This window comes from Alphaproteobacteria bacterium, assembly GCA_019635875.1.
GTDB lineage: Bacteria > Pseudomonadota > Alphaproteobacteria > Reyranellales > Reyranellaceae > JAFAZJ01.
Genome location: JAHBYP010000015.1, coordinates 1 through 22,387 on the forward strand (window position 1 = coordinate 1; position 22,387 = coordinate 22,387).

Here is a 22,387-nt window from a genome sequence, read left to right on the forward strand (position 1 = left end):
CGCGCTCGCGGCGGCGCACGCCACCATCGACGCCGCCAACCTGATCCGCCCCGGCCCCGGCAAGCCGCCGCCAGAGTCGCCTACAGAGTCGCCGCCCGCCGAGTCGCCACCCGCCGAGTCGCCGCCTGCCGAGACGAAAGCCGAGCCGCAGCGCGTGGTCGAGCCGCAGCGCGTGGTCGAGCCGGGCATGCCGACGACGCCGCCGCCGAACTTCGCGCCCGGCCTCCATTCTTACGCCCAGCTCGTCTACACAAACGGGCGCCAGCGCCGCCCGGAACCGGACTCGGGCAACGCCCGGCGCGATACGGAACCCGGCGACTTCGACCCACTCGGCTATTCCCAGGAAGCCGAGGATGCCATCGCCGAACTGCAGGCCTCGATCTACGGGACAGGTGAGTGAGGCAGCTTCAACTTCCCCCGTGTTTGGAGGGACGAGTGACGCCTCTGCCCTACTCCGCCGCCTGCTGCATCGCCTGGCGCAGGCCGGGCATGGTGAAGCCCAGCGCCTCGAGCTTGTCGATCGCCTGGCGGCCCTGCTCGGCGGTGACCTCGACCAGCGGCGGGCGCACCACCGTCCAGCCCGGATCCTGGCCGTAATGCGCGATCAGGTGCTTCATCGCCGGGATCATGACGTAGCCCGACATCACGCCGCGCACGTCGTTGATCTGCTTCTGCAGGGCGTCGCCCTCTGCGGTGCCGACCTTGGCGTAGGTCTCGGCGATCGCGCCCGGGTTGATGTTGGCGGTGGCGCTGATGCAGCCGGCGCCGCCCGACTTCACGTTGTCGACCAGCGGCTTCTCGTTGCCCGAGAAGACGTCGAAGCCCGACTTGGCGAAGGCGTCGATCATGCTCTTGGTGTGCGGCCAGTCGTCGGAGCTGTCCTTCATGCCGACGACCTGCTGCGGGTAGGCCTTGATCAGGCGCTCGACCAGCGCATGGGTGATAGGCACCTGGGCCACCGGCGGGATGTGATAGAGATAGATGCGCAGCCGCGAGTCGCCGACGCGCTGCACGACCTCCGAGAAATGCCGGTACAGACCCTCGTCGCTGACGCCCTTGTAGTAGAAGGGCGGCAGCATCAGCACGCCGGCCACGCCATGCCTGGTGGCGTGCGCCGTGACCTTCACCGTCTCGGTCAGCGAGCAGGCGCCGGTGCCCGGCATCATGCGCTGCGGATCGACGCCCGCCGCCACCAGCGCGTCGAGCAGTTCCATGCGCTCCTCGGCCGCCATCGAGTTGGCTTCGCTGTTGGTGCCGAACACCGCCAGGCCGCAATTCTGGCTGACCAGCCACTTGCAATGGGCGATGAAGCGCCGCGTGTCGGGGCTGTAGTCGGGCTTGAACGGCGTGACGACGGGCGACAGCACGCCCTTGATGCGGGCCTGGGCCATGGAAAGCTCCTCAGCAGGGTCACGGCTGGATTGCCACGCCCGATGCGCGCCGTCCAGAGCGCTTGCTTGCAGGCGGTCGAGACGACACGATCAAGTCTCATTCCCGTCATTCCGAGCGCAGCGAGGAATCTCCCTGGAACGGGCGCTCCTTCTCGGGAGATCCCTCGCTGCGCTCGGGATGACGAAGTGTCCAGGAGAATTCGTCCGTGACCCAGAAGCTCAGCCTCGCCGGCCATCCCATCCTGCCCGATGACGGCACCACCGGCACGCTGGTGGGCCGCGTCTGGCGACCGGCGCATGGCGCCTGGCCGGCCGGTCCCAGCGTCGTGGCGATCCGCGCCCGCGGCGTCTTCGACATCTCGCGCGCCGTGCCGACCATCGCCGACCTGCTGGCGCAGGCGAACCCGGCGGAAGTGGCGGCCCACGCCACCGGCGATCGCATCGGCTCGCTGGAGGAGATCGTCGCCAACACCGTGGCCGACCAGCCCTCGCCCGAATTCCCCACCCTGCTGGCGCCGGTCGACCTGCAGGCGGTGAAGGCCGCCGGCGTCACCTTTGCCGTGAGCCTGCTGGAACGGCTGATCGAGGAGCAGGCCAAGGGCGACCCCTCGCGCGCCGCCCAAGTGCGCGCCGAACTCGGCACAGCCATCGGCGGCGACATCGCGCGCGTGAAGCCGGGCTCGCCCGACGCCGAGAAGCTGAAGCAGGCGCTGATCGCCAAGGGCATGTGGTCGCAATACCTCGAGGTCGGCATCGGCCCGCATGCCGAGATCTTCACCAAGGCGCCGCCCATGGCCTCGGTCGGCTACGGCGCCGAGGTCGGGCTGCGCGACGATGCCGAGTGGACCAACCCCGAGCCCGAGGTGGTGCTGGTGGTCACGCCCGATGGCCGCATCGTCGGCGCGACGCTGGGCAACGACGTCAACCTGCGCGACATCGAGGGCCGCAGCGCGCTGCTCCTGGGCAAGGCCAAGGACAACAACGCGTCCTCCGCCATCGGCCCGTTCATCCGCCTGTTCGATGCGACCTACTCGCTCGACGACGTGCGCAAGGCCGAGGTGTCGCTGGAGATCACAGGCACCGACCAGTTCCGGCTCACGGGGCGCAGCGACCTCACCCAGATCAGCCGCGATCCCACCGAGCTGGTGGCGCAGACCATCGGCGCCAATCACCAGTATCCCGACGGCGTGGTGCTCTACACCGGCACCCTGTTCGCGCCGACGCAGCAGCGCGGCTCGGGCGGCAAGGGCTTCACCCACGAGGTCGGCGACATCGTGTCGATCCGCTCGCCCAAGCTGGGCGCGCTGGTCAATCGGGTGAACCTCTGCAAAGCCGTGCCGCCCTGGACCTTCGGCGCGCGCGATCTGATGCGCAACCTCGCCGCCCGCGGGCTGCTCTGAGATGAATCCTGTCGTCGAAGCGCTGGAGCGCGAGCCGCTGCGCAACATCGTGCTGCTCAAGCACCTGGACGCGTACCCTGACCACACAACGCTACATCGCGTCGAACGCGACGGCGGCGCTGCCACGATGGTGCTGCTGGAGGTGGCGGCCAGCGCCTACGACCTGCGCACCTATCCCGGGGCACGCTACGCCGCGTTGATCTCCAGCGATGGCCCCGACCTCACGCGCGAGCTGATCGAGGCGGTACCGCGCAAGGAGGGCGTGGTGTTCAAGCTCTCCAGCGACGCCGACCGCGATGTCGTGGCGTTGTCGTTCCCCCACCTGCAACGCACGACGGCCGTCTTGTCGTTCACCTGCGACCCCGAGTTCGTCCGCGACGACTCCGTGCGGACGACCATGACGCCATCCGATGCGGTGTTCGCCTGTTTCGAGTCGCAGAAGCACGGTAGGGATTGGCTCAAGCCCCTGCTCCACACCGGTCGTGCCTTCATCTGCGTGACCGGGCCGGACGAGCAGCCGCATGCGGTCTGCTTCGCCTTCGAGAACTACCGCCGGATCTGGGAGATCGGCGGTGTCTTCACGCCGCCGGAGGTGCGCGGCCGAGGCTACGCCGCGCGTGTCGTGCGCACAGCGTTGGCCGAGCTGGGCGCGCGCCGCCTGTCGCCGCGCTACCAGGTGCACGACGACAACATCCCTTCCATCCGCCTGGCCGAATCGATCGGCCTGACGCGCTTCCTCGAGACCACGCATTTCCTCTACACGCCGGGAGCCGCCTGATCATGTCCTCCGAACTCTGGCAGCTCACGGCCGAGACCCTGCGCGGCATGATCGCCAGCAGGCAGGTCTCGCCGGTCGAGGTCACCAAAGCCGTGCTGGCGCGCATCGACGCGCTGCAGCCGAAGCTCAACTGCTTCATCACCGTGTGCCACGAGCATGCGCTGGCGCAGGCGCGCTGGGCCGAGGAGACGGTGATGCGCGGCGGCGCGCTGGGCCTGCTGCACGGCGTGCCCTATCACGTGAAGGATCTGGTCAACACCGCCGGGGTGCGCACGACCTTCGGCTCGCTGCTGCACGAGAGCAACGTGCCCAAGACGGACGCGGCGGCGGCGGCGCGCGTGAAGGCGGCCGGCGGCATCCTGGTAGGCAAGACGACGACCCCGGAGTTCGGCCACAAGGCGCTGAGCGACGGCCCGCTGTTCGGCAAGTGCCACAACGCCTGGGACCAGAGCCGCACGTCCGGAGGCTCCAGCGGCGGCTCCGCCGTCGCCGTGGCCGCCGGCCTGGCGCCGATCGGCATCGCCACCGATGGCGGCGGCTCGACGCGCATCCCGGCGGCCTGCAACGGCATGGTCGGGCTGAAGCAGAGTAACGGCGTGATCCCGCACAGCCAGGCGCCCGACGCCTTCGGCAACTACACCTATGTCACGCCGATGACGCGCACGGTGATGGACACCGCGCTGATGCTGCAGGCCATGGCCGGCGAGGACGCCAGCGATCCCTGGTCGATCGGCGTGCCGGTGCAGGACTACGTCGCCGCCGCGCGGCCCGAGGGTGACCTCGGGGGCAAGCGCGTCCTCTTCGCCGCACGGCTGGGCAACACGGTGGTGGCGCGCGACGTCGAAGCTGCCTTTCGCGCCGCCGTCCAGCGGCTGGAATCGCTGGGCGCCATCGTCGAGGAACTGCAGGACATGCCACCGTCGAACTACGAGGTGTGGCAGATCATCAACCACAGCACCTGGCGGGCGCGCTTCGCCGACATGGTGGCGCGCGACGGCAACCGCATGACGCCCTCGCTCGTGCGCCAGGTGCAGATGGCCGCCGACTGGAGCGCCGCCGACTACCAGAAGGCGATGTTCGCGCGCGGCGAGCTGTTCCGTCACATCCAGGGCTGGTTCGAGCGCTACGACTATTTCGTCACGCCGACGCTGTCGCGCACCGCGCTGCCGGTCGATCACGACCTGTTCGACCCGATCGAGATCGACGGCCAGGTCGTCGGCGAGCTGCGCCAGAGCCTGTTCCCCTACACCATGCCGTTCAACATCACCGGCCATCCGGCGATGAGCATTTGTTGCGGCTTCGCATCGGACGGCTTGCCGATCGGCCTCCAGCTGGTCGGCCGCTTCCGCGACGAGGCATCGGTGCTGCGGCTGGGCGCGCTCTACGAGGCAGCCACCGACTGGCATCGACGCTGGCCGGCCCTGTAGCGGAGGTGCGATACAAACGATACCAATTTCCGTTGCAGAGAAACGCCGCCGATACGCTCGACGCGCATGGTGCCCTCCGACAGCAACGGAGGGTTCCATGCACTTTCCCATCGCACCAGGCCACGGCTACACCAAGAAGTGGCGTACCGCAGGCAGCTCCGCTGGCTTCGGCGCGGATCGCAAGGGCCGTCTGCACGCCGGCTGCGACATCGGCGCGGCCCACGGCACCCCGGTGATCGCGATCGAAGGCGGCAAGGTCGTGGAACGCGGCACCAAGCCGTTCATCGCGGGCACGATGCTCTTCGCCATCGCGATCAAGCACGATTCGGGCTTCGTGGGGCGCTACACCGAGATCAACGGCATCCCGGAGAGCCTGCAGACGGGTGCCTCCGTCAGCGCCGGCCAGGAACTCGGATACACCCAGCAGGGTGGCGAGAAGTGCATGCTGCACTTCGAGCTCTATCGCGGCACCCGCAAGGGCTCGCTGAGCTGCCCCAAGGCCAAGCTGCCCAAGGGCAAGAGACCCAACGAGTACACCGAGGCCGAGGCCGCGGCGATCCGTGCCGCCGGCTACCTGCCGATGTACGGCCGTCGCGACGATGTGCTCGATCCGCGCGACTTCCTGCTCAAGCTCGAGAAGGGCTCGGCGGCCGGTGCACAGGACATTCTCAAGGGCTCGGCCAACGGGCTGGGCGCCGGCACGGTGATCGACACGGCGCAGAACCTCGCCAGCACGATCTACAAGGGCATCTCATCGCCCTTCAACCAACTGCTCGCGCTGGACTTCTTCGGCGCCACCGACCAGCACGAGATGGCCGACTGAACGCCCGGGAGCGCATCACGCCGGCCGGTCTCCGGCCAGCGTGATGCGGTGCAGGATGCGGCGATAGCCGTGATAGTCGTTGATCGCGTTGTGCATGGCGCAGCGATTGTCCCACAGCGCCAGCGAGCCCGGCCGCCAGCGGAAGCGGCAGGTGAGCTCCGGCCGGATCTGGTGCTCGAACAGGAAGGCCAGCAGGCCGGCACTCTCCTGCTCGGTCCAGCCCCTGATCCGCACGGTGTGGCCGATGTTCAGGTACAGCGCCTTGCGTCCGGTCTCCGGATGCGTGCGCACGATCGGGTGCTCGGCCTCAAGCGGCCTGACCTCGACACCGGCGGCCTTCAGCCTGTCCTCGCGCGTCTTCGACGCCTCGGCCTTCGTCGAGGAGCTGACGCCGACCAGCCCGTCGAGCATCGCGCGCATGCCCTCCGACAGCGTGTCGTAGGCCAGGTACTGGTTGGCGAACTCGGTGTCGCCGCCGACCGGCGGCAGCTCGATGGCGTAGAGCATGCTCGCCATCGGCGGCACCTGCAGATAGGTCGTGTCGGAGTGCCAGACGCCGCCGAAATTGTTGCGCTCGTTCTCCAGCTTGACCACGGGCGTGATCATCGGGAAGTCGTCGAGGCCCCTGAGCTGGGGATACTCGATCGGTTCGCCCAGCCGCCGCGCGAACGCCAGCTGCTGCGCCGGCGTGATCTTCTGGTCGCGGAAGAACACCACGAGATGGTCGAGCCAGGCCTGGCGGATCTCCGCAATCACGTCGTCGCCCAGGTCGCGGGCCAGATCGACGCCGTGCAGTTCCGCCCCCAGCGCGCCGGCGACGCGCCGGACCTCGAAGTGCCTGAAATTGCGCCGTGCCATCCTTACCACCCCTGGTCCTGCCCGATCATTAGAGCAGTCGCGCCGGGCCGGAAACAGCGTCCTGTCAGGTTTGCTGGATTGCGCGGGACGGCCGGCTCCTAGAAGCTGGAGGGGTCAAGGGGGGCAACGATGAGAAGACGGCATCTCCTGGCAATGTCGGGCGGCCTGGCGGGCGCTTCTCTCCTTCCCGCGCGCCACGGCCTCGCCGCCAGCCGGACGATCGGCTGGATCGCCCCCGAGCCACAGAGCACGATCGCGCCCTTCCTCGAGGCCTTCAAGGCCGGCATGCGAGTGGCGCCCGGTGGCGAGCAGGTCCGCATCCTCGAGCGCTACGCCGTCAGCGGCCCCGACAGCATCGTCGCGGCGGTGCATGAACTGCAGAACCAGGGCGTCAGCCTGATCGTGACCCAGGGCGCCGCGACCCCGGCCGCGGCGCGCGCCAGGCCGACCGTGCCGATCGTCTTCGGCTTCAGCGCCGACCCGGTGGCCGCCGGCATCGCCCAGTCGCTCGCCCGCCCCGGCGGCAATTTCACCGGCGTCACCTTCATGTCGGTGGAGCTCAGTCCCAAGCGCATCGACCTGCTGCGCGCCGCCCTGCCGGACTGCCGCAGGATGGGCCTGCTCTCCAACACGATGCACGCCGGCGAGGAGAACGAGATTGCCGCCTGCCAGAAGGCGGTGCAGTCGGTCGGCATCTCGCTCGACGCCTATCGCGTCGCCGGCGCCGGTCAGATCCAGCCAACCGTGGCGCGCGCCCTCGACGACGGCATCCAGGCGCTGATCGTGCTGCCGAGCTCGACCATGGTGCGGCAGGCCGCGGCGATCGCCGCGCAGTGCCTGGCACGCAAGGTGCCGATCGCCTCCGGCTGGGCCTCGATCGCGCAGGCCGGCGCCCTGCTGACCTACGGGCCGAACCTCACCGAGGCCTACAAGCGCGTCGCGCTCTACGCGATGCGGATCCTCAACGGCGCCGCGCCCGGCAGCCTGCCGATCGAGCAGCCCAGCGTGCTCGAGCTGGTCGTCAACCTGAAGACCGCCGGAGCGCTGGGACTTAGGCTGCCGCCCAGCCTTCTCGCGCAGGCCAACGAGGTGATCGAATGAGGCGCCGGCTCCTCGTCACCGGCGCAGCCGCGGCGATCGCCGCGGGAGCCCGCGCGCCCGCGCTGGCGCAGCGCACCGGGACGGCACGTGTCGGCTTCCTGATCGCCGGCGACGCCGAGCCCGGCTGGTCGCTCTTCCGCAAGGCGATGACGGCGCTCGGCCATGTCGAAGGCCAGACCATCCACTACGAGTTCCGTGCCTCGGATGCCAATCGCGCCCGCCTGGCCGCGCATGCCCAGTCGCTGGTCGATGCCAGGGTCGACGTCATCGTCGCCGTGCTGACGCCGGCGATCCTTGCGGCGAAGCGGGCGACCAGCACCATCCCGATCGTCTTCAACGGTGGCGCGCCCGAAACGGGAATCGTCAGCAACATCGCTCGCCCCGAGGGCAATCTCACCGGCGTCGGCGGCGCCTCGACGGAACTCGCCGGCAAGAGCATCCAGCTCTTCCGCGACATCAAGCCCGCGACCAAGGCTGTGGGTGTCCTGCTGAACGCGCCCGATCCGTTCAACGTGCCGCTGCGGCGCGAGATCGACGCCGCCGGCAGGGCGCAGCAGATCGAGATCGTCGCACAGATGGTGTCGACACCGCAGGATCTGGCGCCGGCCTTCGAAGCGCTGGCGCAGCGCGGCGTCGACGGCGTCGTCGTTCAGCCCAGCCTGCCGGTCCAGGAAGCCGCCAGACTTGCCATCCGTCACCGCCTGCCGTCGGTGTCGTATCGCCGGCAGTTCGCCGATGCCGGCGGACTCTTCACCCTGGGTGCCGATCAGGCCGAGCTCTATCGCATCCTCGCCGGCTACGTCGACCGGGTGCTGAAGGGCACCCCCACCGCCGATCTGCCCGTGCAGAAGGCCACGCACTTCGAGCTCGTGCTGAACCAGAAGACTGCCAAGGCGATCGGCCTGTCATTCACGCCGATGTTCCTCGCGCGCGTCAACGAGGTGATCGAGTGAGGCGCGGCCTCTTCACCAAGTACGTCGTCCTGTTCATCGGGCTGGTCGCGCTCGTGCTGACGATCAATGCCGCGCTCGACCTCTACTTCACTTACGAGGAGAACCGCAGCGCCGCGATCACCGTGCAGCGGGAGAAGGCCGAGGCCGCCGCCCAGCGCATCGAATCGTTCGTGCGCGAGATCGAGCGCCAGATCGGCTGGGTCGCACATCCGCAATGGGCCCTGCTGGACGAGGAGCAGCGCCGCTTCGACTATGTGCGCCTGCAGCGCCAGGTGCCGGCGATCGCCGAGCTCTCCTTCATTGACAGGCGGGGCCGCGAGCAGCTGAAGGTATCGCGGCTGACCATGGACGTGATCGGCAGCGGCACCGACCGCTCGACGGAGAAGGCCTATGTCGATGCCCGGGCGCATCGCCTGTACTTCGGGCCGGTCTATTTCCACAAGGACAGCGAGCCGCATCTGACCATGGCGGTCAGCCATGGCGGCCGCGGCGGCGTCACCGTGGCGGTGATCAACCTCAAGCTGATCGTCGACGTCGTGGCGCAGATCCGCGTCGGCAAGGACGGCTATGCCTACGTCGTCGACAGCCTGGGCCGGCTGGTCGCCCATCCCGACATGTCGCTGGTCCTGCGCGGCACCGACATGACGCGTGTGTCGCAGGTCGCCGCGGCGCTTAGCCGCGAGGGCGGTACCGCCGTGGACGACGCACGCAATCTCCAGGGCGTCTCGGTGCTGTCGTCGCACGCCGCCATTCCGGCGTTGAACTGGCTGGTGTTCGTCGAGCTGCCCACGTCGGAAGCCCGCGAGCCGGTGATCGCCGCCGGCTATCGCGCACTGGCGCTGCTGGCCGGCGGCATCCTCGTCGCCGCCCTGGCGGCGGCTTTGCTCGCCCGCCGCATGGTGATCCCCATCCGCGCCCTGCAGGCCGGAGCAGCTCGCATCGGCGGCGGCGAGCTCGGCTACAGACTCGACATCAGAACCGGCGACGAGCTGGAGGCGCTGGCCAGGCAGTTCAACCATTCGGCGGAGGCGCTCGAGGAATCTTACGCGACGCTCGAGCAACGAGTCACCGATCGGACCCGGGAACTGTCCGAATCACTGGAGCAGCAGACAGCGACGACTCAAGTCCTGCAGGTCATCAATTCCTCTCCTAGCGTCCTTGCGCCCGTTTTCGATGCCATGCTCGAGAAAGCCATGACGCTGTGTCAGGCCGATTTCGGCTTCCTGATGGTCTATGAAGGCGGAGCGTTCAGCCCCGCCGCCATGCGCGGCGTCCCGGACGGGCTTGCGCGCTACTTTTCCGCCGGCATGGACCAGCCACGGCCGGGCGAGGCGCATGCGCGAGTCCTGTCGGGCGAGGACGTGATTCACAACCTCGACCTGAAGGACGACGATGTCTACCGCTCCGGCAATCCGCTCCGCCACGCCGTGGTCGACCTGGGCGGTGCTCGCAGCGCTCTCGTCGTCGCTTTGCGCAGGGACGGTATTACTCGCGGCGCACTGACGGTCTATCGCAAGGAGGTCCGGCCGTTCTCCGAGAAGCAGATCGCGCTGATGCAGAACTTCGCGGCGCAGGCCGTGATCGCGATAGAGAATGCCCGCCTGATCACCGAGTTGCGCGAATCGCTGGAGCAGCAGACCGCCACCGCCGAGATCCTGCGCGTCATCTCCGAGTCGCCGACCGACGTCCAGCCGGTGCTCGACGTCGTGGTGAGCGCCGCCCGTAGGTTCTGCGGCGCGAGCGATGCTGTCATCGCCTTGCACGACGGCAACGAAGTCGTGCTCCAGGCCCATGACGGTACGCTGACCGCGTCCGTTGGTGCACGCAGGCCTCTCGATGCCAGCAACGGCGTGGTGCAGTCGATCATCGCCGGCCGCACCGTCCACATTCCCGACGTATCGCAGCTTGATCCCGCGCAGTTCGCCCCGACCATCGCGCTGGCCCGCGAGCACAAGTGGCACTCAGCGATCATCGCCCCCATGCTCCGCGAGGGCGACGCGATCGGCAGCATCACCCTGCGACGGATCGAGCGCGGGCCCTTCACCGCCCGCCAGATCGAGCTGCTCGAGACGTTCGCGTCGCAGGCGGTGATTGCCATCGGCAATGTGCGGCTGTTCACCGAGATCCAGGAGAAGAGCCGTCAGCTCGAGATCGCCAGCCAGCACAAGTCGCAGTTCCTCGCCAACATGAGTCACGAGCTGCGCACGCCGCTCAACGCCATCCTGGGCTACACTGAAATGATGGCGGACGGACTGTATGGCGATGTCGGCGACAAGGCCCAGGGCGTCCTGGAACGCGTGCAGACCAACGGCCGGCATCTGCTGGGCCTGATCAACGACGTGCTCGACCTGTCGAAGATCGAGGCCGGCCAGCTCACGCTGTCGCTCGAGGAGTACAGCGTCGCCGATGCCGTCGGCACCGTGGTCTCGGCGACCGAATCGCTGGCGCGCGCCAAGGGCTTGTCGCTTACGACCGATGTCGCCGAGGGCCTGCCGACCGGAACCGCCGATGCCCGGCGATTGAGCCAGGTCCTGCTCAACCTCGTCGGAAATGCTCTGAAGTTCACCGACCAGGGCGGCGTCGAGATCCGGGCGGTGAAAGTCGCGGACCGCTTCGAGCTGTCGGTCGTCGACACCGGTCCGGGTATCGCCGAGGCCGACCAGGCCAAGATCTTCGACGAGTTCCAGCAGGTCGACAACACGAGCACGCGCAGGAAGGGCGGCACCGGGCTCGGCCTGTCGATCTCGCGCAAGATCGTCGAGCTGCACGGCGGTCGCATCACCGTGCAATCCGAGCCGGGCAAGGGCTCGACCTTCACCGTCTCGATCCCGATCCACGCCGCATCGGTGAGGGAAGCCGCACAATGAGCAAGAAGATCCTTGTCGTCGAGGACACCGAGGACAACCGCCAGATCCTGCGCGATCTGCTGGGCCTGGCGGGCTACGACCTGGTCGAGGCGCATGACGGCGCCGAGGGCGTGGCCAGGGCGAGCGAGCACAGGCCCGACCTGATCCTGATGGATATCCAGATGCCGGTCATGGACGGCTACGAGGCGACGCGGCGCATCAAGGCCGATCCGGCGCTCAAGGCCATCCCGGTGATCGCCGTGACCTCCTATGCGCTGTCCGGTGACGAGGAGAAGGCCCGCGCCGCCGGCTGCGACGGCTACATCGCCAAGCCGTTCAGCCCGCGCCAGATGCTGGCCAAGGTGCGGGAGATCCTCGGCTAGATGCGCGATCCGGCCCGCATCCTCGTCGTCGACGACGTCGCCGACAATGTCGAGATCCTGCGCATGCGGCTGTCGAGCCTTGGCTACGAGGTGGTGACGGCGTCGGACGGCGAGCAGGCGCTCGCCGCGGTGCGCGAGCTTCTGCCCGATCTGGTCCTGCTCGACATCATGATGCCGAAGATCGACGGGCTCGAGGTCGTGCGGCGGCTCAAGGCCGACAAGACCCTGCCCTTCATCCCGGTGATCCTGGTGACCGCCAGGGCGCAGCCGAAGGAGGTGATCGCCGGCCTCGACGCGGGCGGCGACGACTACCTCACCAAGCCGGTCGATCACGGCGCGCTGGTGGCGCGCGTGCGCGCCATGCTGCGCATCAAGGCGCTGCACGACGAGATCGAGACGCTCAATCGCGGGCTGGAGCGGCGCGTGCAGGAGCAGGTGGCCGAGCTGGAGCGCGCCAACCAGCTGCGCCGCTTCCTCGCGCCGCAGCTTGCCCAGGCGATCGTCTCGGCGGGCGACGACGATGTCCTGAAGAACCATCGGCGCGAGATCGTGGCCCTGTTCTGCGACCTGCGCGGCTTCACCACCTTCTCGGAAACCGCCGAGCCCGAGGACATCATGACGTTGCTGGGCGAGTTCCACGGCGCGGTGGGCCCGCTGATCCGCCACTACGAAGGCACGCTGGACCGCTTCCTGGGCGACGGCCTGATGGTCTTCTTCAACGATCCCCTGCCCTGTCCCGACGCGCCGGCGCGCGCCGCGAAACTGGCGCTGGAGATGCGTGGGGCCGTCCAGGCGCTGATGCCGCGCTGGATCCGGCGCGGCCATCGCCTCGGCTTCGGCATCGGCATGGCCCAGGGCTACGCCACGCTGGGCCGCATCGGCTTCGAGGATCGGCTCGACTACACGGCGATCGGCGCCGTGGTGAACCTCGCGGCGCGGCTCTGCTCGGAAGCCAGGGATGGCGAGGTGCTGCTGAGCGGCCGCCTCGCCGCAGCCGTCGAGGAGTTCGCCGAACTGCAGGATTTCGGCGAGCGCGAGGTGCGCGGCATGAGCCGGCCGGTGGCGGTCTGCAACCTCGTGGCACTGAAGGTGACCGATACTGCGGCGTCGTACGAGAATGTCATCCCGAGCGGCAGCGAGGGATCCAGGACTTCATAGATCCCTCGCTGCCGCTCGGGATGACAGGGCTATCGGCCGTCCCGCGGCACCCAGGGCGGACGCTGCTTCTCCAGGAATGCCTTCATGCCGGCGCGTGCCGGCGCACCGCGCAGCAGGCGGATCAGGTCGAGCGCCGCTGCGTCGAGCACCGCCGCGTCGCTCTCGGTGGCGCACATCAGCACCAGCCGCTTCACTGTCGCCACCGCGCCGGGCTCGCCGCGCCTGATGTCGTCGAGCGTGCGCGCCAGGACCGCCTGGATCGCCGCCTCGTCAGCGCACAGATGGCGACCGACGCCGACCTCCAGCGCCTCGCGCGCGTCCATCATGCGCGTCGTCAGTGCCAGCTCGCGCGTCGCGCCCTCGCCGATGCGCCGCGCGATCAGCGGCAGGACCTGCGAGGGGATGAACCCGGCGCGCGGCTCCGGGATTCCGAACCGCGCACTTTCGTGCATGATCACCACGTCGGAAGCGCAGGCCATGCCGAAGCCACCGCCTGCCGCCGGGCCGTCGACGATGGCGATCACCGCCAGCGGCAGGCGATTGAGCTCCAGCAGGGTGTCGCCGAAGGCGCGATAGGGCGCCACCAGCGGATCGCGCCGGCCATCCGCCGGCGCCGGCGGCAGCTCCTTCATGAAGCCGATATCGCCGCCGGCGCAGAAGAAGCCGCCGGCGCCGCGCAGCACCAGGGCGCGCAGGCCGATGGGGTCGCGCTCGACCTCCGCCGCGATGCGCGCGAAGGCGTCGGACAGTTCCTGCATCATCTCGTGGGTGAGCGCATTGCGGCGCTCCGGACGATTGAAGGTCAGGCGCGCGACGTCGCCGTCGCAGGTCGCCAGCAGGCAGCGGTAGTCGGGAAAGGCCAGCATCGCCGCGACTCTAGAACAACGCGCATAATGGCGAAATCACGCTGTCATCCCGAGCGCAGCGAGGGATCCATGTGCAGCCTGGATCCCTCGCTGCGCTCGGGATGACAGAGGCATCCGATCCATTGGGCGTTGTCGCAGACACACGCCGACCAACGGAAGTCCGTGCGCGAAGTGCCGAGTTGCGGCATCATGCCGGGATGCGTCCCAGCGTCCTGCTCGCCTGCCTCGCCCTCCTCGCGATCACGACTTCAGCCCGCGGGCAGGACATCCCGACCACGCCCGCGCCCGGGCCGCAGCGCATTTTCGGCATCTACATGAACGGCTGCATCGCCGGTGCCGGCGCCCTGCCGCTCGAAGGGCCGGGCTACGAGGTGGTCCGCGTCAGCCGCAATCGCTACTGGGGCCACGACCGCGCCATCCGCTTCGTGCAGGAGTTCGGCCGGCGCATCGAGGCACTCAAGCTGCAGCACGTCTATATCGGCGACATTTCCCAGCCACGCGGCGGGCGCATGAGCTTCGGCCATGCCAGCCACCAGGTCGGCCTCGACGTCGACATCTGGTTCGAGCAATCCAAGCGGCCGCGTCTTGCGGCGGCGCTGCGCGAATCGCCGGTGCTGCGCTCGCTGGTGCTCAAGGGCGAGGCCGGCATCGACGAGGCCGTCTGGCTGCCGGCGCACGCGACCCTGCTGAAGACGGCCGCGAGCTTCCCCGAAGTCGACCGCATCTTCGTCAACAAGCTCATCAAGCAGCGTCTGTGCCAGACGGCGACGGGCGATCGCGCCTGGCTGCGCAAGATCGTGCCGTGGTTCTACCACGACGCCCATTTCCACGTGCGGCTGCACTGCCCGCCGGGCGATCGTGGCTGCCAGGCGCAGGCCCCGGTGCCGCCGGGCGACGGCTGCGGCAAGGCGCTCGACGACTGGTTCGCCCTGCCCGATCCCGACACGATCCCCCGCGGACCGCCACCACCGCGACCGAAGCCGCCGGCGGCGTGCCTGTCGGTGACCAGCGCGCGGTAGAGCGGCGACCCGAGGCTATCGCGTAGCGCCCCAACCCGGCGCACGAGGCTTGATCACTCGCCCTGTTGCAGCAGGGTCCCCTTGCGGCGCGACGACTTGAAGAACCACAGGAAGATCCTGAAGCCGATCGCCAGGTAGACGATCGCCAGCCCGAACGCCGGCGCCATCAGGTCCCAGCGCACGACCTGCTGGGTGAGGATGGTGCGCATGCCCTCGAAGACATAGGCCGTGGGCAGGCACCAGGCGATGTACTGCAGCCAGGTCGGCAGGGCCGAGACCGGATAGTAGACGCCGCTCACCGGCAGCAGGATGAAGATACCGGCCCAGGCGAAGGTCTCGGCGCTGAGCCCCAGGCGCATGATCATGCCCGACATTGACAGGCCGACCGACCAGCCGAACATCTGCAGCACGAGGAAGAAGGCGATCAGCGGTAGGCCGAGGTCGTAGACCGAATAGCCGAAGAAGGCCCAGGCCATCAGCGACACCGGGATCATGCCCAGCAGCGTGCGCAGCAGCGAGACGGTGACGATGCCGGCCGCCATCTCGAAGGGCCTGAGCGGGCTGACGAAGAGATGGCCGAGATTGCGCGACCACATCTCCTCGAGGAAGGCGATCGACAGCGAGAGGTTGCCGCGGATCAGCACCTCCCACAGCAGCAGGCCCGAGAGCAGCACGCCGAAGGCCTGCGCCACGTAGTTGGTCTGGCTCGACAGGAACTGCGTGAGGAAACCCCACATCACCATCTGCACGGCGGGCCAGTAGATCGAATCGAGGATGCGCAGCCAGGAGGTCCGGAACAGGTAGAGGTGGCGCAGCACCACCGCGTAGATGCGCCGAACGGAAGCAGCCATCGCCTACTCCGCCACCTTCTTCAGATCGTCGAGCCCGCGCTGGCGGCCGCGTGCCATGTCGAGGAACACCTCCTCCATGTCGTTGCGGCCGAAGCGCGCGATCAGATCGTCGGGCGCGCCGCGCTGGAAGACCTTGCCCTGCTGCATCATGATGACGTCGTCGCACAGCCGCTCGACCTCGGTCATGTTGTGCGAGGCGAGCAGGATCGTCGCACCCGTGCGGCGCTGGTAGTCCTTCAGCAGCGTGCGCACCCAGTCGGCGGTGTCGGGATCGAGCGATGCCGTCGGCTCGTCGAGCAGCAGCACGTCGGGCTTGTTGATCAGCGCCTTGGCCAGCGCCACGCGCGTCTTCTGGCCGGCCGACAGCGCGCCTGCGGGGCGCTCCAGCATGTCGCCGATCTGCAGGGTCTCGGCGATCTCGGCCAGCCGCTTCGTCAGGTCGGGCACGCCGTAGAGCCGGCCGTAGAAGTCGAGGTTCTGCTGCACCGTCAGGCGATGCGGCAGGTCGACATAGGGCGAGGAGAAGTTCATGCGCGGCAGCGCCTTGAAGCGCTGCGTCAGCATGTCGATGCCCAACACCCTGACCGAGCCGGAGGTCGGCTCGAGCAGGCCCAGCAGCATGGAGATTGTCGTCGTCTTGCCCGCGCCGTTGCCGCCCAGCAGGCCGAGCACCGCCCCGCCGGCGACGGTGAACGACAGATCGTCGACGGCGACGATCGTGCCGTACTCCTTGCGCAGGTGCGCGACCTCGATGGCGTGGGTCATGGCCGTATTCCTACCTTCTCCCGGAGGGGGAAGGTGGCGCGCAGCGCCGGATGGGGGATGTCGAAGGCGAACCCCTGCGTTCGGCTTCGACATCCCCCTTCCGCCCTTCGGGCACCTTCCCCCTCCGGGGGAAGGCAAGAGCATGGTTGCGCACCATCAGTTCGCCTTGATGCCCGCCTCGATGCGGTCCATGGCGCGGCTCAGGCGCTCGGCGCCCGACGCGAAGCACAGGCGGAAATTGCCCTCGCCGCCGGCGCCGAAGGCCACGCCCGGCGCGATGCCGACCTTGTAGTCGGTCACCAGCTTCGAGGCGAATCCCAGGCTGTCGTCGATGCCATCGATCGAGAAGAAGGCGTAGAACGCCGCCTCCGGCCGCGCCACGCGCACGCGCGGCAGCGCCGTGAGGCGCTGGTACACCAGCTCGCCGCCGGCGCGGCAGCGCTCGACCATCTCCTTCACGAAAGGCTCGCCCTGCTCGATCGCCGCCAGCCCGCCGCACTGGATGAATTCCGGCGTGCCCGAGATGTTGAACTGCACCAGCTTGGCCAGCTCCTCGCCGAAGCCGTGCGGCGAGGTCATCCAGCCCAGGCGCCAGCCGGTCATCGCCCAGGGCTTGGAGAAGCTCTGCAGCGAGATCACCGGGTCATCGGGGCTGGCATGCTCGAGGAACGACGGCGCATACGGGCGGTTGTAGACCAGCCGCGTGTAGACCTCGTCGGCCATGATCCAGATGCGGCGCGTGCGGGCGAAATCGAGCAGCGCCTTCTGCTGCTCCGAGGGCATCATCCAGCCGGTGGGATTGCCCGGCGAGTTCACGAAGATCGCGCGCGTACGATCATCGACCGCGTCGAATACCTTCTGCAGGTCGAGCGAGAAGCGGCCGTCCTCGGAGCGGTCGAGTGTCACGGGCCTGGCTTGCGCGCGGGTGACGTTCACGGCAGCGGTGATGTTGGGCCACACCGGCGAGACGACGACGATGTTGTCGCCGGCGTCGAAGATCAGCTGGCTGGCGAGCGCGATGGTCTGCATGCCCGAGCTGGTGACGGTGATGCGATCGGCCGCGCAGGAAATGCCGTAGAGCTCGCTCTGGTACCTGGCGATCGCCGCGCGCAGCTCGGGAATGCCGCGCTGCCAGGTGTAGAAGGTGCGGCCCGCGCGCATCGCCTGCTCGGCGGCGTCCATGATGAAGGACGGCGTCACCAGATCGCCCTCGCCGAACCACAGCGGGATCACGTCGGGGTCGCCGCGGCCGAGCGTTGCGACGTCTCCGATGCGCGAGGTCGGCATGGCCGCGACGTAGCCGCTCACCGAAGCCTTGGTGCCGGGCAGGATGGTACGCGCGGGAATCATCACAAATCCTGATATTTCAAAGAGTTGCGGCCGCACGTGGCGGCCGCGAAGGGGCGCACTATGGCAAGGTCGGGCGCGAACCTCAATGACCCCAGGGGAAGGGCACCAATGGCGGCACGGGAGCGCCGGTGAGGAAGCCCCGGAGGTACAGTTTGCCGCTGGCGTGCAGCGCCGCTGGTCCCATGCAGGGCATCCGCTCCACAGCGAGATCCGTGTCCGGCTCGGCACGCCAACCCGACGCTGCCGAGCCACTGAGAAAGAAACCAGCGAAATAGAGCCGCGTAAGCGCACGTGCCGTTTGAAGGCGCTGATGGTCATCCGCGTCGAGATCGCGGCCGAGGCAGGCGCGCAGCACCACCGCCTCCAGCTCCGCCGACGGCGCGACGTTGTCGAGCAGAATCGCCACGTCGACGAACGGATCGTTGCGATAGGCCGATTCCCAATCGACCAGCCACAGCCGCTCGCCGTCGAACAGGAAATTGCCGGGATGGCAGTCGTTGTGACTGGAGACCAGGCGCGCCGGATCGCGATCCCAGGCCGCGCGAATCTGCTCCAGCCGATCCCAATGCGGATCGAGCACGCCCGCAGCGAACAGGCCGGTGCGGCGCACATGGGCGAAGAGTCGCGCCACCATGTCGGGATAGTCGACGAAGGCCGGGATGGCGGGCGATGCCTGCAACCGCGCGATGATCGCGCCCATCGCCTCGACCAGCGCGGCGGGGCCACCGGGGTAGTCGTCCAACTCTCGCTGCTCGATGAAGTCCATCACGGCGACCCCGGCGGTCGCATTCACGTAGTGGACACGGGGCGACAGGCCTGCTTCGGCCGCCATGCACATGGCCTCGTACTGGGTCGGAACGCGCAGTGGGCTGCGCTCTCCTTCGATACGCAACAGATAGCGACTCGAGGCGAGATCGACCTGAAACAGCGATGCCGGCGACGCGCCACCTCTCACCGCCGTCACGTTGGTCTTCACTCCGCCAAACGCCTCGAGCAGGGCCTTGCGCGCCAGCTCGCGCCGTTCCTCCGGAAGGTCGGCAAACGAATCGCTACTGGGCACGGAAGGCGTCGACGATCTCGCTGCCGGTGGCCTGCCAGACATCGCTGAACGTCGCCAGGCGCCGCACCGCCTCTTCGAGATAGCGGATGCGCTGCGCCATGCCCATCAGCCAGGGATGCACGGCCAGGCAGAAGGTGCGGCCGCCCTCCGCGTGCAGCGTCTCGAAGGCCTCGGCGACGATGTCGGGATAGCGCCAGCTCGGCACGCGCCGCAGCCACAGCTGCTGCACGTCGTCCCATTCCGGTTGCGTCGGCAGCGACACCAGCGGCGGCTGGCCGACCTTCATCGCATAGGGCTGATCGTCGTTGGGCCAGTCGGCGACGTAGTCGAGCCCCGCTTCCGCCAGCAGCGCCGGCGTGCGCGCCGACTCGCCATAGTCCTGGCCGTGCCAGCCGCGCGGGCGCCTGCCGGTGGCGCGCTCGACGGCGCGCAGGGCGCCGGCGATCTCCGCGCGCTCCTCCTCCTCGCCCAGCTTCGAGGTCAGCATGCGCGTGGCGTGGCTGCCGTGGCCGATGAACTCGTAGCCGCGCTTCGTACACTGCTCGACGAGGTACGGATTGGTGGCCGCGACATGGGCGTTGATCGCCACCGTGGCGCGGATGCCATGGCGGTCGAAGCTCTCCAGCACGCGGAAGATGCCGACGCGGTTGCCGTACTCGCGCTGCGTCCAGGTGCGATAGTCCGGCTCGTAGGTGCCGAACTCGCCGACATAGCGCGGGTCGCGCTTTGCCTCCTTCGGCGGCGTGAGCTCCCAGTGCTCCAGATGCAGCATCACCCAGCAGGCGATGCGCTTGCCTTTGGGCCAACGGATCGGCTTGCGCCGGTCGATCGGCGAATAGTCGTAATGCGGGTTGTCCATGCCCGCGGGAATCGGATCAGGCATGATCAGGCCTCCGCGCCGAGGTGCTGCTGATAGGCCGCCATGCCATGGGCGATGTACCAGTCGGCGATCTCCTCGCCCGTGGTGATCCAGGCATCGCTGTGCGAGCGGATATAGGCCAGCGCGCGGTCGAGATGCTTCACGCGATGCGGCGCGCCCATCATGTACGGGTGCAGCGCGATGCACATCACGCGCGGCTGCGTGGCACCTTCGCGGTAGAGCGTGTCGAACTGGTCGACGATCATGCGCGCGAACTCGGCCGCCTCGAAGGGCTGGCGGTAGATCATCGCGTCGTTGATATCCATCGAGTACGGGATCGAGACCAGCCTGCCCTTGCGCACCTTCAGGGGCGTCGGCTGGTCGTCGTGATAGAAGTCGCAGTAATAGGTGATGCCGGCCTCGGCGATCAGATCGGGCGTGTTGTGCGTGAACGACACCGCCGGCGAGAACCAGCCGCGCAGCTTGCGCCCGGTGCAGCGCTCGTGGATCTCCTGGCAATGGGCGATGGCGGCGCGCTCCTCCTCCTCGCTGTAGCCCCAGTGGTAGCGCGTGTTGAGCAGGCCGTGGCTCATGTACTCCCAGCGCCGCGCCTCCATCGCCTCGAGGATCTGCGGGTACATCTCGATCACCGACAGCGACAGCGAGACGGTGCAGCGTATGTCGTGACGGTCGGTAACCTCGAACATGCGCCACAGGCCGACACGGTTGCCGTAGTCGCGCCCGCCATAGCCCAGGATGTCCGGATGCGGGCTGCGCGGCCACGGATTGCGCACCCGCACCTCGGCCGGCAGGTACTCGTAATGCTCGATGTTGGGCACCACCCAGACGGCGATCCGCGCGTCGTTGGGCAGCGTCCATTTCGGACGCTCGACGATCGGCGAATAGCGGAAGCGGTCGGGTTCGGTCACAGGCACGGCTCCAGTCTGGCGACACGCATCGTGGCCCGGTCGCTTGCCAAATTCTAGCGCAGCATCCGGGCAGGTTGGATTTCCTGTCATCCCGAGCGCAGCGAGAGGTCCAGGCGGCTTCCCTGGATCCCTCGCTGCGCTCGGTGTGACAACCCTGATTCAACCTGCCCGGAGGTTGCTCTAGCGCCGAGCGGCCAGCGCGCGGTTTTCCAGGCGGCTGAGCAGGCGTACCAGGGGCCAGAGAATCAGGAAGTAGATCACCGCGGCCATGACGATCGGTGTCGGGTTGTAGGTCACGCTCTGCGCCTGGCGGGCCTGGAACAATAGTTCGGGAACAGCCACGACGCTGCCCAGCGAGGTGAGCTTCACGACCTCCAGCGTGTTGGACATCAGGTCGGGCAGAACGTTGCGCACGGCTTGCGGCAGCACGACATGGGCCATGGCCTGCAGGCGCGACAGGCCGGTCGAGCGTGCGGCTTCGATCTGGCCCGACGGCACCGAGTCGATGCCGGCGCGCAGGATCTCGCCGTAGTAGGCGCCGGTGTTGAGGAAGAAGGCGATGGCGACGCAGGCGAAGCCGCCCAGTTCCAGGCCGGCGAAGGGCAGGCCGGCGAACAGCAGCACCAGCAGGACCAGCGGCGGGAAGGCGCGGAAGAAGTCGACCCAGGCCATCAGCGGCCAGCGCACCAGCGGGTGGCGGATGCTGGCGAGCAGCGCCAGGATCAGGCCGCCGAGCAGGCCCAGCGGCACCACCAGCAGCGACAGCAGGATCGTGTTGAGCAGGCCGGCCAGCACGATCGGCATGGCGGCGGCGGCGATCTCGGCGTTGAAGAAGCTCTGGATCATCGCTTCCACGCGAACTTGGTCTCGATCCAGCGGCCGGCCACGACCACCGGAAAGAACAGCACGATGTAGGCGGCCGCCCCCATCATCAGCGGCGAGGGATTGTAGCTGTTGGACACCGCCGAGGACGCCTGGCCGAGGATCTCCGTCACCGCCACCACCGTGCCCAGCGCCGTGCCCTTGGTGATGGCGATGGTGCGGTTGGTGAGCGGCGGGATGGTGAGCCTCAGCGCCTGCGGCAGGATCACGTTGATCAGCGTCTGGCCGTAGGATAGGCCGGTCGAGCGCGACGCCTCCCACTGACCCTTGGGGATCGACGTGATGCCGGCCCAGAAAATCTCCTCGGAGAACGCCATCAGCACGAAGGCCAGCGACAGCCAGGTCGAGACGAAGCCCGAGGGTGAGATGTCGGCCGCCGGCAGGCCGAAATACATCAGCACGATGATCACCAGCGGCGGCAGCGAACGGAACAGGTCGACGACAAAGATGATCAGCCAGTTCAGCGGCCGAAAGCCCAGGCTGCGGATGAGCGCGAGCGCAAGGCCCGAGGCGAGGCCCGTGAGCACGATCAGCACCGCCAGCTCGATGGTCACCACCACGCCGGACAGGATGTCCGGCAGGTAGCGCGCCATGACCTTGGCGTTGAAGAACGTGTCGAGGAACCGCTCCCATGTGGTCATGAAGTGCGCCACGCCTTCATACCTTCCCCCGGAGGGGGAAGGCAGGA

22 protein-coding genes are annotated in these 22,387 nt (G+C 68.3%); 11 read left to right on the top strand and 11 right to left on the bottom strand.

The window, feature by feature from the left end; all coding sequences use genetic code 11:
- On the top strand, positions 1 to 400 hold a 400-nt coding region (locus KF889_30125; protein ID MBX3503721.1), incomplete at its 5' end, for a hypothetical protein.
- A gap of 49 nt (positions 401 to 449) precedes the next feature.
- On the opposite strand, the gene KF889_30130 is transcribed toward KF889_30125, so the two are convergent.
- Positions 450 to 1,391: a dihydrodipicolinate synthase family protein gene (locus KF889_30130; GenBank protein MBX3503722.1), complete on the bottom strand. Its 942-nt coding sequence runs from the start codon at positions 1,389 to 1,391 to the stop codon at positions 450 to 452.
- A gap of 239 nt (positions 1,392 to 1,630) precedes the next feature.
- Here KF889_30130 and KF889_30135 point away from each other — a divergent pair, with 239 nt between their 5' ends.
- The 4 genes from KF889_30135 to KF889_30150 all read left to right on the top strand — a co-directional run bounded on the left by KF889_30135 (position 1,631) and on the right by KF889_30150 (position 5,819).
- Positions 1,631 to 2,791: a fumarylacetoacetate hydrolase family protein gene (locus KF889_30135; protein MBX3503723.1), complete on the top strand. Its 1,161-nt coding sequence runs from the start codon at positions 1,631 to 1,633 to the stop codon at positions 2,789 to 2,791.
- A 1-nt stretch (position 2,792) separates the two neighbouring features.
- Entirely contained in the window at positions 2,793 to 3,569 is a 777-nt protein-coding gene (locus KF889_30140) for a GNAT family N-acetyltransferase (protein MBX3503724.1), read from the top strand.
- A 2-nt stretch (positions 3,570 to 3,571) separates the two neighbouring features.
- The gene (locus KF889_30145; GenBank protein MBX3503725.1) at positions 3,572 to 4,996 is read left to right on the top strand and encodes an amidase; all 1,425 of its coding nucleotides are present in this window, start codon (positions 3,572 to 3,574) and stop codon (positions 4,994 to 4,996) included.
- Positions 4,997 to 5,093: 97 nt separating this feature from the next.
- Positions 5,094 to 5,819 carry a M23 family metallopeptidase gene (locus KF889_30150; GenBank protein ID MBX3503726.1) on the top strand — a complete coding sequence of 242 codons (726 nt, stop codon included), beginning with the start codon at positions 5,094 to 5,096 and terminating at the stop codon, positions 5,817 to 5,819.
- A 15-nt stretch (positions 5,820 to 5,834) separates the two neighbouring features.
- On the opposite strand, the gene KF889_30155 is transcribed toward KF889_30150, so the two are convergent.
- Complete coding sequence (locus tag KF889_30155; protein ID MBX3503727.1) at positions 5,835 to 6,677, bottom strand: TauD/TfdA family dioxygenase; 843 nt, start codon at positions 6,675 to 6,677, stop codon at positions 5,835 to 5,837.
- A gap of 129 nt (positions 6,678 to 6,806) precedes the next feature.
- Here KF889_30155 and KF889_30160 point away from each other — a divergent pair, with 129 nt between their 5' ends.
- From KF889_30160 to KF889_30180, 5 genes are read left to right on the top strand one after another with little or no spacing between them, the layout of a single operon-like run.
- Positions 6,807 to 7,778 (top strand): ABC transporter substrate-binding protein, encoded by a 972-nt coding sequence (locus tag KF889_30160; GenBank protein ID MBX3503728.1) that lies wholly within the window; start codon positions 6,807 to 6,809, stop codon positions 7,776 to 7,778.
- Positions 7,775 to 8,731 (top strand): ABC transporter substrate-binding protein, encoded by a 957-nt coding sequence (locus KF889_30165; protein MBX3503729.1) that lies wholly within the window; start codon positions 7,775 to 7,777, stop codon positions 8,729 to 8,731. Before KF889_30160 ends, KF889_30165 begins: the two co-directional genes overlap by 4 nt.
- Positions 8,728 to 11,598: a GAF domain-containing protein gene (locus KF889_30170; protein ID MBX3503730.1), complete on the top strand. Its 2,871-nt coding sequence runs from the start codon at positions 8,728 to 8,730 to the stop codon at positions 11,596 to 11,598. Before KF889_30165 ends, KF889_30170 begins: the two co-directional genes overlap by 4 nt.
- Entirely contained in the window at positions 11,595 to 11,960 is a 366-nt protein-coding gene (locus tag KF889_30175; protein ID MBX3503731.1) for a response regulator, read from the top strand. Before KF889_30170 ends, KF889_30175 begins: the two co-directional genes overlap by 4 nt.
- The gene (locus KF889_30180; protein MBX3503732.1) at positions 11,961 to 13,118 is read left to right on the top strand and encodes a response regulator; all 1,158 of its coding nucleotides are present in this window, start codon (positions 11,961 to 11,963) and stop codon (positions 13,116 to 13,118) included. It abuts the gene before it with no gap.
- 29 nt (positions 13,119 to 13,147) lie between these two features.
- On the opposite strand, the gene KF889_30185 is transcribed toward KF889_30180, so the two are convergent.
- Entirely contained in the window at positions 13,148 to 13,984 is an 837-nt protein-coding gene (locus KF889_30185; protein MBX3503733.1) for an enoyl-CoA hydratase/isomerase family protein, read from the bottom strand.
- Between the two features lie 197 nt (positions 13,985 to 14,181).
- On the opposite strand from KF889_30185, the gene mepA reads away from it, so the two are divergent.
- Positions 14,182 to 15,003 carry a penicillin-insensitive murein endopeptidase gene (gene mepA / locus KF889_30190; GenBank protein ID MBX3503734.1) on the top strand — a complete coding sequence of 274 codons (822 nt, stop codon included), beginning with the start codon at positions 14,182 to 14,184 and terminating at the stop codon, positions 15,001 to 15,003.
- Positions 15,004 to 15,056: 53 nt separating this feature from the next.
- On the opposite strand, the gene KF889_30195 is transcribed toward mepA, so the two are convergent.
- The 8 genes from KF889_30195 to KF889_30230 all read right to left on the bottom strand — a co-directional run bounded on the left by KF889_30195 (position 15,057) and on the right by KF889_30230 (position 22,340).
- The gene (locus KF889_30195; protein MBX3503735.1) at positions 15,057 to 15,854 is read right to left on the bottom strand and encodes an ABC transporter permease; all 798 of its coding nucleotides are present in this window, start codon (positions 15,852 to 15,854) and stop codon (positions 15,057 to 15,059) included.
- A gap of 3 nt (positions 15,855 to 15,857) precedes the next feature.
- Entirely contained in the window at positions 15,858 to 16,619 is a 762-nt protein-coding gene (locus KF889_30200; protein ID MBX3503736.1) for an ABC transporter ATP-binding protein, read from the bottom strand.
- 156 nt (positions 16,620 to 16,775) lie between these two features.
- Positions 16,776 to 17,969, bottom strand: coding sequence for a pyridoxal phosphate-dependent aminotransferase (locus KF889_30205; protein MBX3503737.1), 1,194 nt, complete (start codon positions 17,967 to 17,969; stop codon positions 16,776 to 16,778).
- Between the two features lie 82 nt (positions 17,970 to 18,051).
- Positions 18,052 to 19,029: a phosphotransferase gene (locus KF889_30210; protein ID MBX3503738.1), complete on the bottom strand. Its 978-nt coding sequence runs from the start codon at positions 19,027 to 19,029 to the stop codon at positions 18,052 to 18,054.
- A complete protein-coding gene (locus tag KF889_30215; protein MBX3503739.1) occupies positions 19,019 to 19,912 on the bottom strand; it encodes a polysaccharide deacetylase family protein in 894 nt (297 codons plus the stop codon). The genes KF889_30210 and KF889_30215 overlap by 11 nt, the downstream gene beginning before the upstream one ends.
- A gap of 2 nt (positions 19,913 to 19,914) precedes the next feature.
- On the bottom strand, positions 19,915 to 20,817 hold the full coding sequence (locus KF889_30220) for a polysaccharide deacetylase family protein (protein ID MBX3503740.1): 903 nt from the start codon (positions 20,815 to 20,817) through the stop codon (positions 19,915 to 19,917).
- A 180-nt stretch (positions 20,818 to 20,997) separates the two neighbouring features.
- Entirely contained in the window at positions 20,998 to 21,672 is a 675-nt protein-coding gene (locus tag KF889_30225) for an amino acid ABC transporter permease (protein MBX3503741.1), read from the bottom strand.
- On the bottom strand, positions 21,660 to 22,340 hold the full coding sequence (locus tag KF889_30230) for an amino acid ABC transporter permease (GenBank protein ID MBX3503742.1): 681 nt from the start codon (positions 22,338 to 22,340) through the stop codon (positions 21,660 to 21,662). Before KF889_30230 ends, KF889_30225 begins: the two co-directional genes overlap by 13 nt.
- Positions 22,341 to 22,387 lie beyond the last annotated feature (47 nt).

Coding starts and splice junctions, on each gene's coding strand:
- KF889_30130 (MBX3503722.1), bottom strand. CDS start 1,391: ATGGCCCAGGCCCGCATCAAGGGCGTGCTGTCGCCCGTCGTCACGCCG.
- KF889_30140 (MBX3503724.1), top strand. CDS start 2,793: ATGAATCCTGTCGTCGAAGCGCTGGAGCGCGAGCCGCTGCGCAACATC.
- KF889_30145 (MBX3503725.1), top strand. CDS start 3,572: ATGTCCTCCGAACTCTGGCAGCTCACGGCCGAGACCCTGCGCGGCATG.
- KF889_30150 (MBX3503726.1), top strand. CDS start 5,094: ATGCACTTTCCCATCGCACCAGGCCACGGCTACACCAAGAAGTGGCGT.
- KF889_30155 (MBX3503727.1), bottom strand. CDS start 6,677: ATGGCACGGCGCAATTTCAGGCACTTCGAGGTCCGGCGCGTCGCCGGC.
- KF889_30160 (MBX3503728.1), top strand. CDS start 6,807: ATGAGAAGACGGCATCTCCTGGCAATGTCGGGCGGCCTGGCGGGCGCT.
- KF889_30165 (MBX3503729.1), top strand. CDS start 7,775: ATGAGGCGCCGGCTCCTCGTCACCGGCGCAGCCGCGGCGATCGCCGCG.
- KF889_30175 (MBX3503731.1), top strand. CDS start 11,595: ATGAGCAAGAAGATCCTTGTCGTCGAGGACACCGAGGACAACCGCCAG.
- KF889_30180 (MBX3503732.1), top strand. CDS start 11,961: ATGCGCGATCCGGCCCGCATCCTCGTCGTCGACGACGTCGCCGACAAT.
- KF889_30185 (MBX3503733.1), bottom strand. CDS start 13,984: ATGCTGGCCTTTCCCGACTACCGCTGCCTGCTGGCGACCTGCGACGGC.
- mepA (MBX3503734.1), top strand. CDS start 14,182: ATGCGTCCCAGCGTCCTGCTCGCCTGCCTCGCCCTCCTCGCGATCACG.
- KF889_30195 (MBX3503735.1), bottom strand. CDS start 15,854: ATGGCTGCTTCCGTTCGGCGCATCTACGCGGTGGTGCTGCGCCACCTC.
- KF889_30200 (MBX3503736.1), bottom strand. CDS start 16,619: ATGACCCACGCCATCGAGGTCGCGCACCTGCGCAAGGAGTACGGCACG.
- KF889_30205 (MBX3503737.1), bottom strand. CDS start 17,969: ATGATTCCCGCGCGTACCATCCTGCCCGGCACCAAGGCTTCGGTGAGC.
- KF889_30215 (MBX3503739.1), bottom strand. CDS start 19,912: ATGCCTGATCCGATTCCCGCGGGCATGGACAACCCGCATTACGACTAT.
- KF889_30230 (MBX3503742.1), bottom strand. CDS start 22,340: ATGACCACATGGGAGCGGTTCCTCGACACGTTCTTCAACGCCAAGGTC.